The sequence below is a fragment of the Desulfosporosinus acididurans genome (assembly GCF_001029285.1).
GTDB lineage: Bacteria > Bacillota > Desulfitobacteriia > Desulfitobacteriales > Desulfitobacteriaceae > Desulfosporosinus > Desulfosporosinus acididurans.
The window spans coordinates 81,306-99,221 of sequence record NZ_LDZY01000016.1 but is presented as its reverse complement, the minus strand read 5'-3'; the positions used below and the strand labels follow the sequence as shown (position 1 = coordinate 99,221).

The following is a 17,916-nucleotide window of genomic DNA, read 5'->3' as shown; positions in this document are numbered from 1 at the left end:
TCCTTGATAAATCTTAATATCTTTATAAATAATTTGGCCGAAATTAAAGAAATAATTCAATAGAATTTATGGCAAATTCAAACCTATGAATTATTTATGACAGACTTGATCATTATAATGTCAATTATCAAATTAGAAAGAGGTATTTAACGTGAATCAGGATTTGCCAAGAAGCATTAATGACAAACCCGGTCTGATACCCCGTCAGGTAATGCCGGAAAATTTGGAGTCGCCGATTAACAATGTTTTAACTTGGGTTACCCCTAATGAATTGTTTTATACGCGAAGCCACTTAACTTATCCAACCATTGATATGCACTCCTGGAGATTATCTATTGGCGGAGAAGTATCTAGACCGCTTTATTTTAATTATGAACAACTTAAGCAAATGCCCCAGGTCGATAAATTTGTAACCATTGAATGCTCAGGCAATAAAAGAGCTATGTTTGAACCTCCTGTACCTGGAGAACAGTGGAAACTCGGTGCCGTTGGGAACGCAAAATGGACGGGAGTTCCGCTAACATTTCTCCTTGACCAGATAAAGCCTAAGGATACCGCTGTCGAGATTGTTTTTACAGGAGCAGATTCAGGAATTCGACCGGATATGGATACTCCCGTAAATTTTGAACGCAGCCTGCCTCTGGACAAAACTTTATTAGGAGAATGCCTTTTAGCCTTAAAAATGAATGATGAACCAATACCGTACAAACATGGTTTTCCCCTCCGTTTAATTGTGCCTGGTTGGTATGGAATGGCACATGTTAAATGGGTTACACAGATTGGTTTTGTATCGAATCCTTTTAAAGGTCCTTTCCAGGCAATTGATTATGTCTATCTAACAAATGAAGGAGATTATTCGAACGCTGTACCGGTAACGGAAATGAAAGTCAACTCTATTATCACCTGGCCTTCGAAGGGAGAAATTATCCATCCAGGTCAACATTCCGTCAGGGGATTAGCGTGGACTGGTAAGGGTACGATTAGTAACGTTGAAATAAGCGTAGACAACGGGATGAGCTGGAATGTCGCCAAATTAACCAGTCCTGAACATGGACAATATACATGGACTTTTTGGGAATATGCTTGGAATATTACAAATCCAGGTCATTATTTCGTGCTTGCTCGAGCACATGATAGCAACGGAAATGTACAACCAAAAGCAGCACCTTGGAATGCTAAAGGGTATGGAAATAATTCTATCCACACAGTTGCCATAACTATTCCTCAAATTCTTCATTAAATAGCCATCATAAATTTGTCCAATATACCTTTGAATGAACTGCGTTGAAGGGAGAGTAATAATAAAATGCTGAATCCAATGAATAGGATTCAGCATTTTATTATCATTTAGCAGATAAGGCTTCAATTTTATCCGACATACTTTCTATAATGTCTATTAGCGGCTCCGATTTTTCGAAGAAAACAATAATAATATCTTCTGGCTCGGCTCGTTCTAAAGCCGCTTTAAAGGCTTCAGTTTCCTCTAAAATTTTCAGGACATTCTGTTTAGGGAAGTTGGTTGCTAGAACTCCTCTTTCCAGAAGATCAGCAACTTCGCCCTTTATTCTTCCTCGTTTATCTATATCTTCTTTGATAATAATATAATCGAAGTTCTCACCGGCACATTTACCCACGTCAATTATATCTTTATCGATTCTATCTCCCGGTACTCCGATTACGCCAAAGAGACGTTTATACTTCATTCGTTTTAGGCCCTCTAATACGGAAGAATATCCGTCTTTATTATGACCATAATCTAAAATCACTCGTTTGTTATTTGCAAAATACATATTAAATCGACCGGGATTTTGCTCATGGTTAAATGAGGATAACCCCAGTTTAATTGCAGCTAAATCGATGCCAAGCCCTATTGCGGCTGCACAGGAAGCCATAGCATTCTGAACGTTATAGATCAGAATACCTTTCATACTTATGCCAATATCCTTGATGTCCATGAGAACCACGGAAGAAGATCCCTTTTGGACTACTAATTTATCTTGGTCTCTATAGATACCATAACCACCATTTTTTAAATTTGTCTGAAGAGCTTTGTTATCCTTATGAAGAGAAAAAATGATTAGTTGACTCTTGAATCTCGTCATAATAGTCAAACTCATTTTGTCATCCCCATTAATCACGGTAAAGCCGTCTTTCTTCACGGCTTCACCCACCAAAGCTTTAACCTTTGCCAAATCGTCCAACGTGTGAACTTCGTCAATTCCAAGATGATCCTCGGTTATATTTGTAATTACTCCAACGTCGGCAAGGTCATATGCCAAACCCTCCCGAATAATTCCTCCGCGAGCCGTTTCTAAAACTGCTGCGTCAATATCTTTATTCTTCAGTATAGCAAGTGCACTTTGGGGGCCTGTTGTATCACCTTTAAAAATGCATCTTTTATTAATATATATTCCATCTGTAGTTGTCATCCCGACTGTATAGCCGGCAATTGAGAGTATATGTGCGATAAGTCTTGTGGTGGTGGTTTTACCATTGGTGCCGGTTATGGCGACTAAGGGAATAGAGGTCGGTCTGTCATTGAATAGTTGGTCGATCATTTGTGCAGCCAAATTCCGTTTGCTTCCAGGATATGTTGCGGTAGTTTCCTTTATATCCTGATTTAACGTTTCTCGAATTCGTTTTGCGTACTTTCCATAACCTAATTGCACCATACGATCTTCGCCTAATCTTAAAATGGGAATACCACGTTTTTTTGCTTCCTCGCAAATGGCTAATGTACTTTCCCCTAACTGTTCCGTTTTTAAAAGTTGTTTTAAAAGATTAAACCGTAAATCGATGTTAAGAGATTCTCCGGCAATTAAGGAATTTATAAGGTCAATGGCCAATCTTCCAGCTTCTAAACCTGTTTTGGCATATTCATATTGATAAATAACATAATAGCGATCTCCTGATAACTCGCGGGCTTTCCCATACTTAACATCTAAACCAAGCATATTGTGGAGGGCTATGATTATATGTTCCGATACATGGGCTAAGTACGTTCCTTCTTCAAGCCGCTTATAAAAACCTTGATCTTCATCAATTCCACATCGGTGTTTTGAAAGCTCTGGAAGCATATGTTTTAAAGTCTTGTTAAAATCTTTAATATCTTTCGTTGGGATTTCACTGTATCCTTCCAAATCCAAGTTCAATCGGATACATTTTTTATGAGAGTAAATATTTTTGCCTTGAAAAACTTGAGAACCAATGATTTTCAAATTGTTTTCCCTCCGTTTTGAAATTATTATGTAAAGAATTCTGGAAAATAAAAAGAATATTTGTGTCTGGAAATTAATATCTCCAAGAACAAAAGATGTACACTGGTATGTTCTGCTTATTATTTTATGTACAATCCAAATGAATATATTGGTTTTTTCCATATTTCTAGTTAGTTCAGCTGCTCCGGCTTTTCTGTGAGTTGTGCGATTAAGTAACTCACTTAATGCTGAGTAAAAATGGTTTTGCATTTTAGCCTTGTAGTGTGTTGGTATTTTATTGTATAGTTTGGCAGAGAGATTGGGGCATGGTTCATACGAGGTCTTAAATTTGGAGACAACCATTAGTTTGATTATTTTGTAAGAGGGTGTTTGTTGATGATAAATGGATTAGTGATAAGTATTCTTACACAAGCTGAGATAAGAGGGGCATCACTTGTTTTTGAGACAACAATTCCTGATGCGTTTAATAATGAGGGACTCGGGCACCGCCAAGAGGATATTCACAGAGAAATTGCCCATAAGAAACAATTACTTAAGTCTTCACTGGATAAATCTAATTACCCCTTATGTTTCATGATCGCTATACTAAATGGAACTGTTATTGGCACGATTTCCTTTGGTTCATGTGGTGAAGATATCAAAAAGTGTACCGAAAACCAGCTCAACGATATTGGTGAATTAGGAAGTTTATTCATTTTGCCGCCTTACCAAGGTCAAGGCGTAGGCTCAGAATTGATTAATACTATGCTAAAACACCTGTCGAAACAAGGTATTGAATGGTTTTGTTTAGACAGTGGCTATAAAAATGCTCAGAAACGATGGCTAAGGAAATTTGGAGAACCCCATAAAGTAGTAAAAGATTATTGGGGATCAAATTACGATCACATGATCTGGCTTTGTAGAGTAAAACCTTAATTACTCTCTATTGCGATCCAGCAACGATATTTTTATTCACTATAACCTTGACTCTTACCTTGGAGGAGGGCATACGATTATTCGCGAGGTGAAAAATTTTGCTGTACACGGTACAGTTTTAATGTTGTCAAAGGAATATAATTAGCCCATAATAAAATGCTATCTCGCTGAAGGTTGGACTTTACCCACACTGAAGTAAGGTATGGAAACAACTCCCACTAACAAAAAGTGGGGGCCTTACGATTGAATAAAATTCAGGTCGCATTACAGCTGTCCACGTGTTAAACTAAATCAGTCCTGAATCGATAAAATAAGAGGTGCAAGTAATGTTACGACCAGATGGTGAACAATTATTAAAAGAATTTTCAGCAACAGCCTACCCATGCCAAGTCACAGAAATAATACCCGGTGTTGTCTATCATGTTATGGGCTATGGCATCAGCAATGCGAGTTTTATTATAGGGAAAAACACCGTCATTCTAATTGATACTCTTGACTGCGACTATCGCGCAGAAGCCCTTAAAGCCATAATTGCCGAGCATACTGAGAAGCCGGTTAAAACGATCATCTACACTCATGGCCACCCGGATCATCTTGGAGGTGCCGGTGTTTTTAGCGACTCTAACCCGGAGATTATTGCCTTTGCACCTTCTAAGCCGGTTCTTGGGCGAATAGATGCCCTGCAGGACGTGCTCAATCAGCGTGGCATCAGACAATTTGGCTATGAACTCAGCGATGAAGAAGCCATTTCTGAAGGCATCGGCGTTCGTGAAGGTATAGTTCAAGGCAAGGGCCGAAGGGCTTTCTTGCCGCCAACGACTGTTTATAGTGAGGAAAAGATCATACGTGATATTGATGGAATCGCTCTTGAACTTACGGCAGCCCCGGGGGAAACTGATGATCAGATACTTATCTGGCTGCCGGTTCAAAAAGTACTTTGCTGTGGTGATAATTACTATGGTTGCTGGCCCAATCTTTATCCCATCCGAGGCAGCCAGTATCGAGATATCAGTGCCTGGGTAGACACGTTGGATAAGCTGATTGCTTATCAGGCTAATTATCTTTTGCCTGGTCACACACGTCCAATCATCGGTGCTAATGATGTTACAGATACTTTAACTAACTTTCGTGATGCTATTGATTATGTTCTCACAGAAACCCTTAGATGTATGAATCAAGGTATGACTATGGATGAGGTGGCAGAGGCCGTCAAACTGCCTGAAAAGTGGGCCAACCTTCCTTATCTTGGCGAATTTTACGGCACAGTTGCATGGTCTGTGCGAGGAATCTATGCCGGTTATGTGGGTTGGTTTGATGGTAATCCTACTAGGCTCAATCCTTTGCCAATTCGGACTCGTGCTGAGAAGACCCTTGCTCTCATGGGGGGCATAGAGTCTGTCTTATCTGCCATCAGTCAAGCCCTGGACAACGAAGAAGCTCAATGGGCCCTTGAACTTGCCGATATTATTATTACCGCAGATAGTACCAATAAATTGGCGCTAAAGTTTAAAGCTCAAGGCCTTATCAGTCTTGCCCGCCAAGAACAAAGCGCAAATGGGCGTCACTATTATCTGGCCTGTGCCAAGGAACTGCTCGCTGATTTGTAACCGCGATCAACGCACGGTAATTGTGGCAGGCCAGACTACAAAAATGATGGGATAAGTAAAACACTGCCAAAAATTAAGCCTTGGCAGTGTTTTACTGTTAATTTGTATTATGAATATATATCTGATTGCTCAACTTCGCTAATTTACAAAATGTGCAGATTATTGAAGTTGAGTGTTATATGACTGAAAGTCTACAAAACACCTCATGTAAGCAATATGATATTTATAATCTGTCAGAGGACAGAGGTATTTTCTTGCTAAATTTTAGAGTTTTATAATTTTTAGACCTAGGATTCGCAGGAAATACATAATTATTGGAGAATTTTCGGGTATATTCATATTTAGATAACTGACTAGTGATTTGAGTTTTATCGTTAGATGATTTACATTCTATACAAGAGATTACTTCCAGATTCAGAAAGGATTGATAAAGATGCTCCAAATGGGAGATATTGCGCCTAATTTTCTTGCTGAAGGGAGTCAGGGCCAGCCCGTAAAACTATCAGAACTTCGCGGTAAGAAGATAATCCTTTATTTTTATCCCAAAGATATGACATCCGGATGTACTTCCGAAGCTTGTGATTTTCGTGACCATTACATAGATTTAAGCAATAATGACACTGTGGTAATTGGTGTGAGTAAAGACCCCATGGGAAGTCATCACAAATTTATTGAAAAGTATCAACTTCCTTTTATCCTGGTTAGTGATCCGAATTTAGAGATCATTCAGGCTTATGATGTTTGGAAGGAAAAGACTATGTATGGTAAAAAGAGTATGGGAATCGTACGCACGACTTTCCTAATTGATCAAGATGGAGTCATCCGGAAAATCTACCCTAAAGTTAAAGTTAAGGGTCATGTAGAGCAGGTTTTAGAAGATCTGAGGAAGCTGTAATTATACTTTGAGTAAGATTGGACTAGAGGGAGGATAACGGAAAATGTGGAAGGAATTTAAAGAGTTTTCTCTTAAAGGAAATGTCATTGATTTGGCGATTGGTGTGATTATCGGGGGCGCATTCGGTAAAATCGTAACTTCTCTGGTCAGTGATATCATCATGCCTCTGCTTGGTATTCTTCTGGGTAAAGTGGACTTTTCTAATTTGTTTATAGTGCTTGGGAGTGGACATTTTAAGACAATTGATGAGGCCAAGAAGGCCGGAGTGGCAACTATAAACTACGGTACGTTTATTAATAATATTATTGATTTCTTAATTATCGCCTTTTCCATTTTCATTGTTATTAAGCAAGTTAATCGTTTTACTAAGAAGAAAGATGTTGAAGATGAACCGCCAAAAACTAAAACTTGTCCTTATTGTATTACCGAAATCAACCTCAAGGCTACAAGATGTCCCCATTGTACTGCAATTCTGAATGAGTAATAAGAATTCCGCGGGCTGTTAAGCCTCAATATCGTGTTGTAGTTGGTTTAGGTTAACACAAGGCGGAATGTATTAGATACTAGATATGAGAACGAATCGGAAATAAAGCTTGATCAAAAATAGGGGAGGATCATTATGATTGATCTTGTTAATTCGGTTAATCCAGTATTCGCAGATTCCAGCGATTGCTGAGGAAGTTCTTCCAGTGCTGGTCAGCACAACAAAACTAAAACCGAGAACTGCCAAATTTGCGGTAGCCCCTTAGAATACTTCGATTCAGGTCGGGAACTGAGCTGCATTCAATGTGGTAAACCTGAAATAGCCAACATTTCCTGTCCCAACGATCACTATGTCTGCGATGAATGTCACGGAAAAGGCCTTTATATTGCTGTCAAAGACTGCCTTATGAATACTGACTCGGCAAACCCTTTGGAAATCGCTGAATTTCTGATGGCTCAGGATAACATACCTATGCTTGGTTGTGAAAATGCTTGGATTGCAGCGGGAGCCTTAATGACCGCGCTTAAGAATGAAGGGACGATCAGGATTACAAATGAACAAATTGTGGAAGCCTTGAATCGAACGAAGAAACAAGCCATTGGAGGTTATTGCGGGCTGACGGGAGTTTGTGGCATTGTTCCGGCTATTGGTGCCTGTTTTAGTGTCTTATTAGGTGCAGCTTGTCCTAAAGGCCAAGAAACGGCAATGACCATGAGAGCTGCCGCAAGAATCGTATCTAGGATTGCTGAGGAAACCGGTCCTTGCTGCTGTAAGAACTTCGTTAGAACCGGATTGAGTGAAGCGATTAACATAGTCAAAGAGTATTTTAATGTTCTTTTGCCGGTACCTAGTAAAGCTATTGTTTGTACCCAAAGTTCACGTCATCCTCACGGATGTAGAGCATCCAAATGTTCCTATTTTAAGTTGTGAGAAGAGGTTAGGTGCACCTCTCAGAGGAGTATGGCTGTTTAATCAGTTATTTATATATCTTTTTCACGAATTCTTAATCCTTGAGAAGGCTCTATCTTCCTCTCCATTGTGAGGGGATTTTTTTGTCTGGAAATTTCAAAAATTAACTAATCATATCAGAGTAAATAACAAAATGAATTACAGGATACTTATAATTCAATTGGAAATAATAACAAAAAGAAGAAATAACAAAGAGAAGGAATTACTGGATAACTGTATGACGGCAAATCTCAACAACTATAACCAAAATAGGAACTTTACAAGAACCCAAGAACCTGAAGGGAAAACAGAATTGTCCCAAGAGGGCCTGAGGTTTGTTGTCCAACACCATATAGCCCGCAGAGATCACTATGATTTCCGTCTGGAATGGGACGGAGCTCTCTTAAGTTGGGCAGTGCCCAAGGGCCCTTCCTTCGATCCCCGTGACAAGAGACTCGCCATACGGGTGGAGGAGCATCCGTTGGAATACAGGAACTTTGAGGGGACGATTCCCAAAGGAGAATATGGCGGGGGAGTAGTTATGATCTGGGATGAAGGGCTCTGGGAGCCCTATGGGGATGTTGCAGACGGACTTCGTACAGGAACGCTGAAGTTTGTTCTGCAAGGCTGCAGGCTTATAGGGAAGTGGGCTCTGGTGCGTCTAAAAGGGAAAACAGGCGAGAAACAGGAAAACTGGCTGTTACTTAAGGAAAAAGATGAGTATGCCAAAGCCTCCGACAAGATCTGCCAATTTATCACCAGCATCAGAACCGGACGCACTATGACGGAGATTAAAGAAGGAGAAGGCGATAAGAGTACGAGGAACCCCTTCAGTAATACCGGGGTGCAGCTTGCCCAATTAGTCAACTCAGTTCCAAAGGGTGAGGATTGGCTTTACGAATTAAAATACGATGGCTACAGAATACTGGCATATATTGAAAGGAGCAGCGTTCGGCTTATCACTAGAAACGGCAATGATTTTACGAAACGTTTCAGGGAAGTCGCCTGTTCCCTCGTGGAATGGGCTGGCGGCAGAGCGATGATTCTGGACGGTGAAATGGTTATCACGAACGCAGCGGGCAAGACTGATTTTCAGGCACTCCAGAACTATTTTAAAAATCCCCTGGACAAAAACTTAACCTATATTATCTTTGACCTTTTAGCGCTGGATGGTTTGGACCTGCGGGGACAGCGCCTGATTGACAGAAAGGAAAAGCTGGAAGCGTTGCTGAAGGATTCCCCCAGAAACCTCTACTACAGCCGTCATGTGCGGGAAAACGGCAAGGAAAGTTTTCGCGCTGCCTGTGAGGCAGGCATGGAAGGAATTGTAGGCAAAAAAGCTGACTCCAATTATAGCGGGGCAAGAAACAGTGACTGGATCAAACTCAAATGCGAGCAAAGGCAGGAATTTGTGATTGGTGGATATATACTTTCCGAGAGAAAAACAAGCGGGGTAAGCTCCCTGCTCCTGGGCATCTATGAAGACGGGGAATTAGTCTATGCCGGACGTGCCGGCACTGGCCTGAGCGAAGCAGACAAGGAATATCTGGAAGAACAGTTTGCGGGTCTAAAGAGAAAGGAGCCTTCATTCCAAATCGCGCCCAAGCCTAGATCCCAGGAAAAAATCAACTGGCTTGAACCTGAGCTGATCGCGGAAATTAAATTTGCCGAATGGACCTCAGACCATCTCTTAAGACAGGCCAGTTTCAAAGGCCTGCGGAACGATAAGAATCCTAGGGATATTAAAAGAGAAAAAGCAAGTGATGAAATACACCACCCCTCATCTGGCAACAAAATGGAGAGAGTCATGGAAACAAACGTCGACTGTATCGTTATTGAAGGAATCAATATTAGTAATCCGGGCAAGGTGATCTTCGCTGATTCAGAAATTACCAAGATGGACATAATCCGGTATTACGCCCAAGTTGCGGAACGAATGCTGCCCTATGTGAGCCGCAGGATCCTCAGCATTGTTCGCTGTCCCAAGGGCATCTCCCAGACTTGCTTTTATAAAAAGCATCCCGGTCCGGGCAGTAAAGGGATTGTCACCATCCCTGTATTCACCAGTGACGGCGAAACAGAAGATTACTTCTATATAGATGATAGATCGGGGCTGATCGCCGAAGCCCAAATGGGTACGCTGGAATTTCATACCTGGGGAAGCCGCGTCGACGAGCTGGAAAAGCCCGATATGATGGTCTTTGATTTAGATCCTGATGAAGGGATGGATCTAAGCAGGGTGCGCCAAGGTGTGCGGGACGTAAAGACTATTCTTGCCGAGCTTTCTCTGAACTCTTATCTTAAGACCAGCGGCGGTAAAGGGTATCATGTGGTCGTACCTTTAAAACCTGCTGTTGCCTGGGATACGTTTCGCGATTTTGCTAAACGTGTGGCCCAAGTGATGGAGCAGAAATGGCCTGACCGCTATACAAGCAATGTGAGAAAGGCCAAGCGTACTAACAAAATCTTTATCGACTGGATTCGCAATGGCCGAGGTGCTACCAGCATTGCTCCTTATTCGCTGAGAGCGAGGACCGGGGCAGGGGTGTCCATTCCCATTAGTTGGGACGAACTGGATACGGTAGCACCTAACGATGTCAATATGGCGGAGGCACTTCGGAGGATCAACAGCAGTGATCCTTGGCAAGATTTTCTCCAAAATAATCAGCGGCTTAAGTGAGACCGACCACGTGCAGTTGAGATCCACGTCGGAGCAGCTTCTTACGATAATCGAAATAGACTATATAATGCAAAAAATAGGATAAATCGAGTAAAATGATATAAAAATAACTAAAAACGAAAATTTCTAGTTAATGATATAACAGCAACCAAGCAAAACGTGTATACATTATACATGTTTTGCTGCATGTATAATGTATAATTAATAAAATACAGAAGGGAATTATAAAAGTAGAACGAAATAATATATAAATCAGGTTGCAATTCTTTAAGCTATCAAAACGATGAGAAATGTTTAAAGATAGTCTAAAAAGAGTGGCAGATACGAAAACATATTTTAAATAATGGAGAAACATAAAGGAGGAGTTTTTTTTGCGCAAAGTAAAGGTATTAATGGCAGCTATCATGGCAGGGGCATTACTTGTTGGTTGTGGTACAACAGGCACGACTAGTACGTCTAGTTCAGCCGGCAAAAGTGCAAGTCAACAGGAAGTCATTAAGTTAGGTGCCGATGTTACATTTCCCCCATTTGAGATGATGAAGGATGGTAAGGTCACTGGCTTTGATATCGACTTGATCAAAGCCATCGCTGCTCAAGAGAATTTAAAAATTGCTGATCCTATTCAAACTATGGATTTCCAAGGTCTGATCCCTGCTATTCAAACCGGAACGATTGACGTTGCTGTAGCCGGCATGACTATTACGTCGGCTCGTGAGCAGCAAGTCAACTTTTCTAAACCCTATTATCATTCGGGACTGTCAATCTTAGTTAAAAATGATAGTACGATCAAAGGCCTTGCCGACCTCAAGGGCAAGACGGTGGCTGTTAAATTAGGAACGACAGCTGATATTATGCTTTCTAAAGATCAGGGAATTAAAATTAAGCGATTTAACAATATTGATGATGCTTATAATGAATTGCAAAATGGCGGAGCCCAAGCGGTTGTCTTCGATAATCCTGTTAACTTAAATTACATTAATACTGGGCACAGCAATGTTAAAGTAGTAGGCAGCCTTCTGACAGGAGAAGATTATGGTATAGCGGTTACTAAACAAAACTCTCAACTCTTACAAAAAATTAATGATGGATTGGATAAATTAATAGCGAACGGACAATACGAAAAAATTTACCGAGATTATTTCAAATCAGATAACAATGGCTTAATAAAAAAATAAACGACTTCAAAATGGTTAGTTGAAAATCAAATGCGTTGAGCGCAGCTAATGCTGCGCTCATTTAAAATCGTCAGGGAGGAAATGAGGCATAAGTGAACTTTTTTCAGATAGTATCAGCAGCTATGCCCCAGTTGATAAAAGGGGCTCAATTAACCGTTTGGTATTCTATAGCGTCAATTATTTTGGCTACTGTTTTGGGCCTTGCTTTTGCCCTGTTAAAATTATCCCGTTTTGCGATATTACGTCGGATAGGTGAAATTTATGTGCATATCTTCCGAGGTTTGCCTCTTCTAGTAGAAATATTTTATATTTATTTCGCTATCCCTATGATTTTACCGATGCATAAATGGTTTGATCCGTATTTTACACCAATTGCTGGAATTATAGCCTTGGCATTAAATGAAGGCGCCTATATTACAGAAATTATTCGTGCAGGAATTTTAGCTGTGGATCGCGGCCAGTCAGAGGCCGCTTTAAGTATTGGTATGACCGGACCTCAGACGATGAGATTTATAATTTTGCCTCAAGCATTCAAACGCATGGTGCCGCCTCTAGTCAACCAATTTATCCAGACGATTAAAGATACGTCTTTGTTATCGGCTATATCTGTGACTGAACTTACCCGAAGCGGACAGATTATAATTTCCACAAACTTTGCCTCTTTACAAATTTGGACAGCTATTGCCGCCGTCTATTTAATCATTATCCTTCTGCTAACAGCTCTCTCGGGATATTTAGAAAGAAGGTGGCAAATTGATAAACGTTAATAATATTACCAAACATTTTGGTCAGCATAGGGTTCTACATGATATTTCTTTAGAGATTAAACCACAAGAAGTAGTTGTGATCATTGGTCCTTCAGGATCAGGTAAAAGTACTTTTTTACGTTGCTTGAATGGTTTGGAAAAAGTCTCAGATGGACAAATATTTGTAAATAATAGAGAAATAACCCACAGCAAAACAAATTTAAGTCATGTTCGTAAAGAAGTTGGCATGGTATTCCAGAGATTTAACTTATTCCATCACTTATCAGTACTGGAAAATATAACGATCGGACCGCGCAAAGTTTTGAAAGTTTCTCAACAAGAAGCTGAGAAAAGAGCATTTACTTTATTGGAAAAAGTGGGCTTAAAGGAGAAAGCCGGAGCTTATCCAGATCAACTTTCAGGAGGGCAACAACAGAGAGTGGCTATTGCCAGGGCTTTGGCAATGAATCCAATAGTCATGTTATTTGATGAACCTACCTCAGCGTTAGACCCGGAAATGGTCGGAGAAGTACTCGCTGTCATGAAAGATCTAGCTCGTGAGGGAATGACGATGGCAGTGGTAACACATGAAATGGGCTTTGCCCGTGAAGTCGGTGATCGGGTTTTATTTATGGATGATGGAGTGATAGTTGAAGAAAATACCCCTAATGAAATTTTTAACAACCCTAAGGAAGAAAGAACAAAATTGTTTTTAAGTAAAATACTTTAAATTTATCGATTGAAATTCGTGTGTACTCAGAACTACTCCCACTTTTACAAGTGGGAGTAGTTAGATTGATTAAAGCTTTCTTATCGAAAAGTTAACCTACCCAAAAGCACAGGCAAGTTTTGCCTGTGCTTTTGGGTAGCATATTAAATTTAGAATAGACTGAGGATCAATATAAGAAATTAGTCATAAAACTCAAATTTTGTTTATCTGGATTCTCTTTTAAGCTTAATTTGCTTGGGGGTTCCTAAACGTAAAGGAACATGCTCAACCTTCACATCAGTATGTTCCAGTCCAAACCAACTTACGGGAGAAACTGTAATTTTCTTTAAGCGAAGTTTAAATTGCATAATAAGTTGTTTATATAAAGGTAGGCTGTTATCATTAGCCAGTTCTTCGCGTACTAAAACAAAACAGAAATCCCCAATGTTACGATTGATATCATTTGTAGCATATAATTGCAATTGTTCTTTTATTTCGTGTGACTTCATAAGATCGGTTACAATTTGTCTTAAATACCTGCTCACTTTTTGTTCAACCCTAAATCCTAAACGAAGTTGAATCTTAAAAACATAATCGGTGCCAAAGTTTTCAACAGTATAGGTCATAGACCTCGGTTCATCGGTGACCTGAACATTGATAAACCAATAAACTTCTGCTCTTTTTGGCCTTTTATCCAAAATCGAGTAAATAATTTCCTTGTCTACTTTTCCTGGTTTGGACTTATTGGTTAAATAAACCAGGTTCGTAGCATATATCGGAAAATGTTCATCATTTCTAAGCATTCCAAGTTTATCAATATAATCTTTCAGTGAAACTTCTTTTATCACCATTTTTTCAAAAATAGTCGCTTTATACCATAAAATCATTTGTATTAAAATTAGGGCAGCAATAAACACTGTTATAAAACCGCCGCGAAAAAACTTCGCTGCACTTGAAAGGAAAAAACAAGTTTCTATTGTACCAAAAATAATGGGCACGAGAAGTGAGAGCAACCGGGATACCCTTTTCTTAATAAGCCAATTGAACAACAAGATTGTAGTCATCAACATCGTAATTGTAATTGCTAATCCATAGGCTGCTTCCATGTGTGAAGAAGTTTGGAAGTATAGAACCACTCCGATACAAGAAAGCATCAAAAGGTGATTGACGATTGGAATGTACATTTGACCTTTTGACAAAGCCGGATAATGAATCTTTAATCTCGGCAATAAATCTAATTTAATTGCTTCTGAAACGAGTGTATAGGATCCACTAATTAAAGCTTGAGAAGCAATAATCGCTGCAAGAGTTGCTAAAATGACACCAATAATACGAAAGTTTTCCGGAATCAGACCAAAAAAAGGATTAAAATCAAACATATGCTGCATTCCAGGGTTATCTTTAATCTGCAGCACCCAAGCCCCTTGCCCGAAATAGTTCAGAAGCAGGCAGATTTTAACGAAAGGCCAAGTTCCGTAAATGTTTTTCCGTCCAACGTGCCCTAGATCGGAATACAATGCTTCAGCACCTGTAGTGGCCAAGAATACGCTGCCCAAGATCGCAAACCCAGCTTTGTTTTGATCACTAAACAACAATTTAATTCCATAGTATGGAGATAGTGATTTCAGTATATTCAGGTTCCCTGAAATATGAATTATGCCCAGAACGGCCAGCATAAGAAACCATAAAAGCATAATTGGTCCGAATAATCGTCCTAATATCTCGGTCCCGGAACGTTGCAGGAGGAATAGAACGCAAAGAATAAAAATGGTAATTATAATTACGGTGGATTGATTTGAACCAAAATTATTAGTATAGGCGGGAATCCATTTTAATCCTTCTACTGCACTTGTGACGGTAACTGCCGGAGTTAAAATACCGTCTGCTAAAAGGGCTGCTGCCCCAATCATAGCCGGGACAATAAACCAAGCACGTCTTCTTCGGATTAGTGAATATAGTGCGAGGATGCCACCTTCCCCATGATTGTCTGCTCTAAGTGTGATAAGGACGTACTTAATAGTAGTAAGTAAGGTAATAGTCCAGAAAATAAGGGAAATGGAACCGTATATAAACTCGTTGGTTATTGAATTTAATTGTCCGTTTCCTTCAATTAACGCCTTCATTACATATAAGGGTGATGTACCAATATCACCATAAACAACACCGATGGTTACGAGCATACCCGCAATAGTTAATGGTCGTTCTTTACAGAAATGCAATTCCTTTTCCATTATCTATCCTTTCATATCACTTTATAGTTTAGCTCTGTCTGATTAATACCAAAAGAAAAACCCCATTTGGGGTCAGTGTATAAAAGTATGTAAACAAACCAGCTGGTATGGTTTGTTTTCCCCCTCCTTTCAACGCCTGCGAGGTTAGCTGTCGGATTCGGGTCGAAAGAAATAACCCGTCACACGCTGTGATTCACCCCATTGGGCTAAATCAATAGCCCTTATATGGTTCCCCCGCTTCCTAAGAATTCAGCGATTGTTTATATAACTGTTAATAATATTAATCCTTTAATACCAGAATATATAGCACCATAATGGGGTATTTACAGCGAATATTCTCCTAACAAGCTCATTATTCAGAGGTACTTTTATCATAATTAGTTATGCGTATTAAATCTGCATTGTTCTTCGATTTGCTTAATCCCAAATCATCTTTTGATGGGGGATGTTTCTATAAGTTTTGCCAATATCCAACGATTGGGTTATACTGGTTAAGCTTTAAACTTTAAAATTTATAAATTATAATATAATTTGTTATTATCAGTGTAAATCATGAAAAAATATTCGAAAAATGTTTATAAGAAGGTGAAATACGCAAAATATTAAAAATGATCACTAATAGCTCTTGTACTAAGATTTTCTATCCATCCCAATGAATTATTCCAGCTTATAGAAGTGGGAGTCTTACGATTGGATCAAGCTTGAGGAGGATGTTTTGCAAAATGCAACAATCAAAATTAAAACGTGATTTATCTCTTTTAGATTTAACATTTGCCGGAGTAGGCGGCATTATCGGTTCTGGCTGGCTCCTAGCCTCTCAAGCTGCGGCAGCAGTTGCCGGGCCCTCAGCCATAATCTCCTGGATTGTGGGTGGTATAGCCGTCATTCTCATGGCCCTAGTTTATGCTGAGTTAGGGGGGATGCTTCCGGAAGCTGGAGGCACAGTCCGATACCCACAATATTCTCATGGAAGCCTGGTCAGCTTTATCATAGGGTGGGGAGGATGGTTAAGCTGGGTTGCTACTCCACCTGCTGAGGCTGAAGCGATCACCCAATATGCCAATAATTTTGTACATATTCTCTATAATACTAATACAGGATTGCTTACTCTGAGCGGTCTTTTAGTCTCCATTCTTCTAACGGTGCTTTTTTTCATTCTCAATTACTTTGGTGTAAAACTCTTTGCTCGTGTTAATACAAGTATTACCTGGATCAAATTTGTTATTCCTGTTCTAACGGCTGTCTTAATCATGGCTTTTGGTTTTCATAGCAGCAACTTTACCAGTCATGGGGGATTTTTCCCCAGTGGATTTTCCTCGACCTTGATGGCGGTCGGTAGTTCGGGGATCATTTTCTCCCTCCAGGGCTTCCGTCAGCCGGTGGAATTAGCGGGGGAATCCCGTAATCCAAAGCGAGATCTGCCGCTTGCCCTTATCCTGACGGTTCTTATCTGTGTCGGTATTTATGTTTTATTGGAAATAGCTTTCGTAGGAAGTCTCACTCCTGCAATGTTGAGCAAAGGCTGGTCTTCTTTGAGTTTGGATGCTCCTTTCGCTCAGCTGGCCGCAGCCGTCAACATCGGCTGGTTAGCGATTGTCCTGCAAGCCGATGCAATGATCTCTCCGGCGGGAACAGGCCTGGTCTACACTGCGTCTACCGCTCGAGGAATTTATGCTATGGCAGAAAATGGCTACATGCCTAAACTATTTAGCAAAATCCATCCCAAATGGCGCATCCCTGTTAATGCTTTATACTTTAACCTCATCGTCGGCCTGCTTACTCTCCTTCCTTTTTCTTCCTGGAATAAAATTATCGCTTTCGTTTCGGTTACAGGAGTAATCAGTTACCTTCTGGGACCCGTAGCTACCAGCGTCCTTCGACGCACAGCCCCGGAAATTCCGCGACCCATCAACATTTTTGGCTTATCTGTTCTATCCCCTCTGGCCTTTATCGTTGCCGGGCTAATCGTTTACTGGACCGGTTGGCCCAATACCGGCTACGCCCTGGGATCTGTCGTCGTCGGTCTTTTGATTTATTTCTATTATTACTGCAAAGGAAATTTTCGGTCCCGTCATATCCGTTCTGGTCTGTGGCTCGCCGTGTATTTAGTCTTCATTATAGTCTTTTCATACGCTGGCAGTAAATCATTTGGAGGCAAGAACATCATTCCTGCTCCTTACGATACAATCGTTTTTGCTATTGTTAGTCTATTAGCCTTTATGTGGGGTCTGCATTCCGGATATCGAACCGAAGAAATAGATGATACCAGCCGTCAAATCGCTAACGGTGAGTATTAAGATTAACGATA

General features: G+C 40.3%; 13 protein-coding genes and 1 riboswitch. Of the genes, 11 read left to right on the top strand and 2 right to left on the bottom strand.

Annotated elements, in window-relative coordinates; all coding sequences use genetic code 11:
* Window positions 1–151: 151 nt before the first annotated feature.
* The gene (locus DEAC_RS18985; protein ID WP_047811654.1) at window positions 152–1,240 is read left to right on the top strand and encodes a sulfite oxidase; all 1,089 of its coding nucleotides are present in this window, start codon (window positions 152–154) and stop codon (window positions 1,238–1,240) included.
* Window positions 1,241–1,343: 103 nt separating this feature from the next.
* On the opposite strand, the gene DEAC_RS18980 is transcribed toward DEAC_RS18985, so the two are convergent.
* Entirely contained in the window at window positions 1,344–3,218 is a 1,875-nt protein-coding gene (locus DEAC_RS18980; protein WP_047811653.1) for a cyanophycin synthetase family protein, read from the bottom strand.
* A 375-nt stretch (window positions 3,219–3,593) separates the two neighbouring features.
* On the opposite strand from DEAC_RS18980, the gene DEAC_RS18975 reads away from it, so the two are divergent.
* The 9 genes from DEAC_RS18975 to DEAC_RS18935 all read left to right on the top strand — a co-directional run bounded on the left by DEAC_RS18975 (window position 3,594) and on the right by DEAC_RS18935 (window position 13,398).
* Window positions 3,594–4,133, top strand: coding sequence for a GNAT family N-acetyltransferase (locus tag DEAC_RS18975; RefSeq protein WP_047811652.1), 540 nt, complete (start codon window positions 3,594–3,596; stop codon window positions 4,131–4,133).
* 326 nt (window positions 4,134–4,459) lie between these two features.
* A complete protein-coding gene (locus DEAC_RS18970; RefSeq protein ID WP_047811651.1) occupies window positions 4,460–5,740 on the top strand; it encodes an alkyl/aryl-sulfatase in 1,281 nt (426 codons plus the stop codon).
* Between the two features lie 433 nt (window positions 5,741–6,173).
* Complete coding sequence (gene bcp / locus DEAC_RS18965) at window positions 6,174–6,635, top strand: thioredoxin-dependent thiol peroxidase (RefSeq protein WP_047811650.1); 462 nt, start codon at window positions 6,174–6,176, stop codon at window positions 6,633–6,635.
* 43 nt (window positions 6,636–6,678) lie between these two features.
* On the top strand, window positions 6,679–7,119 hold the full coding sequence (gene mscL, locus DEAC_RS18960) for a large conductance mechanosensitive channel protein MscL (RefSeq protein ID WP_047811649.1): 441 nt from the start codon (window positions 6,679–6,681) through the stop codon (window positions 7,117–7,119).
* Window positions 7,120–7,254: 135 nt separating this feature from the next.
* Window positions 7,255–8,049, top strand: a complete 795-nt coding sequence (locus DEAC_RS18955) for a DUF5714 domain-containing protein (protein WP_427846280.1) — start codon at window positions 7,255–7,257, stop codon at window positions 8,047–8,049.
* A 256-nt stretch (window positions 8,050–8,305) separates the two neighbouring features.
* Window positions 8,306–10,747 carry a DNA ligase D gene (gene ligD / locus DEAC_RS18950; RefSeq protein ID WP_047811679.1) on the top strand — a complete coding sequence of 814 codons (2,442 nt, stop codon included), beginning with the start codon at window positions 8,306–8,308 and terminating at the stop codon, window positions 10,745–10,747.
* Window positions 10,748–11,118: 371 nt separating this feature from the next.
* Window positions 11,119–11,922 carry a basic amino acid ABC transporter substrate-binding protein gene (locus tag DEAC_RS18945; RefSeq protein WP_053006515.1) on the top strand — a complete coding sequence of 268 codons (804 nt, stop codon included), beginning with the start codon at window positions 11,119–11,121 and terminating at the stop codon, window positions 11,920–11,922.
* Between the two features lie 92 nt (window positions 11,923–12,014).
* On the top strand, window positions 12,015–12,689 hold the full coding sequence (locus DEAC_RS18940; protein WP_047811647.1) for an amino acid ABC transporter permease: 675 nt from the start codon (window positions 12,015–12,017) through the stop codon (window positions 12,687–12,689).
* Entirely contained in the window at window positions 12,676–13,398 is a 723-nt protein-coding gene (locus DEAC_RS18935) for an amino acid ABC transporter ATP-binding protein (protein WP_047811646.1), read from the top strand. The genes DEAC_RS18940 and DEAC_RS18935 overlap by 14 nt, the downstream gene beginning before the upstream one ends.
* A 203-nt stretch (window positions 13,399–13,601) precedes the next feature.
* Here DEAC_RS18935 and DEAC_RS18930 read toward each other — a convergent pair whose 3' ends face one another.
* Window positions 13,602–15,608, bottom strand: coding sequence for a KUP/HAK/KT family potassium transporter (locus tag DEAC_RS18930; RefSeq protein ID WP_047811645.1), 2,007 nt, complete (start codon window positions 15,606–15,608; stop codon window positions 13,602–13,604).
* 118 nt (window positions 15,609–15,726) lie between these two features.
* Window positions 15,727–15,873: riboswitch (cyclic di-AMP (ydaO/yuaA leader) on the bottom strand.
* Window positions 15,874–16,330: 457 nt separating this feature from the next.
* On the opposite strand from DEAC_RS18930, the gene DEAC_RS18925 reads away from it, so the two are divergent.
* Window positions 16,331–17,905 (top strand): APC family permease, encoded by a 1,575-nt coding sequence (locus DEAC_RS18925; protein WP_047811644.1) that lies wholly within the window; start codon window positions 16,331–16,333, stop codon window positions 17,903–17,905.
* Window positions 17,906–17,916 lie beyond the last annotated feature (11 nt).

What these genes read in the sequence shown, in the direction of transcription:
- DEAC_RS18930 (WP_047811645.1), bottom strand. Translation starts at nt 15,608, where the DNA reads ATGGAAAAGGAATTGCATTTCTGTAAAGAACGACCATTAACTATTGCG.
- DEAC_RS18975 (WP_047811652.1), top strand. Translation starts at nt 3,594, where the DNA reads ATGATAAATGGATTAGTGATAAGTATTCTTACACAAGCTGAGATAAGA.
- mscL (WP_047811649.1), top strand. Translation starts at nt 6,679, where the DNA reads ATGTGGAAGGAATTTAAAGAGTTTTCTCTTAAAGGAAATGTCATTGAT.
- DEAC_RS18970 (WP_047811651.1), top strand. Translation starts at nt 4,460, where the DNA reads ATGTTACGACCAGATGGTGAACAATTATTAAAAGAATTTTCAGCAACA.
- bcp (WP_047811650.1), top strand. Translation starts at nt 6,174, where the DNA reads ATGCTCCAAATGGGAGATATTGCGCCTAATTTTCTTGCTGAAGGGAGT.
- ligD (WP_047811679.1), top strand. Translation starts at nt 8,306, where the DNA reads ATGACGGCAAATCTCAACAACTATAACCAAAATAGGAACTTTACAAGA.
- DEAC_RS18925 (WP_047811644.1), top strand. Translation starts at nt 16,331, where the DNA reads ATGCAACAATCAAAATTAAAACGTGATTTATCTCTTTTAGATTTAACA.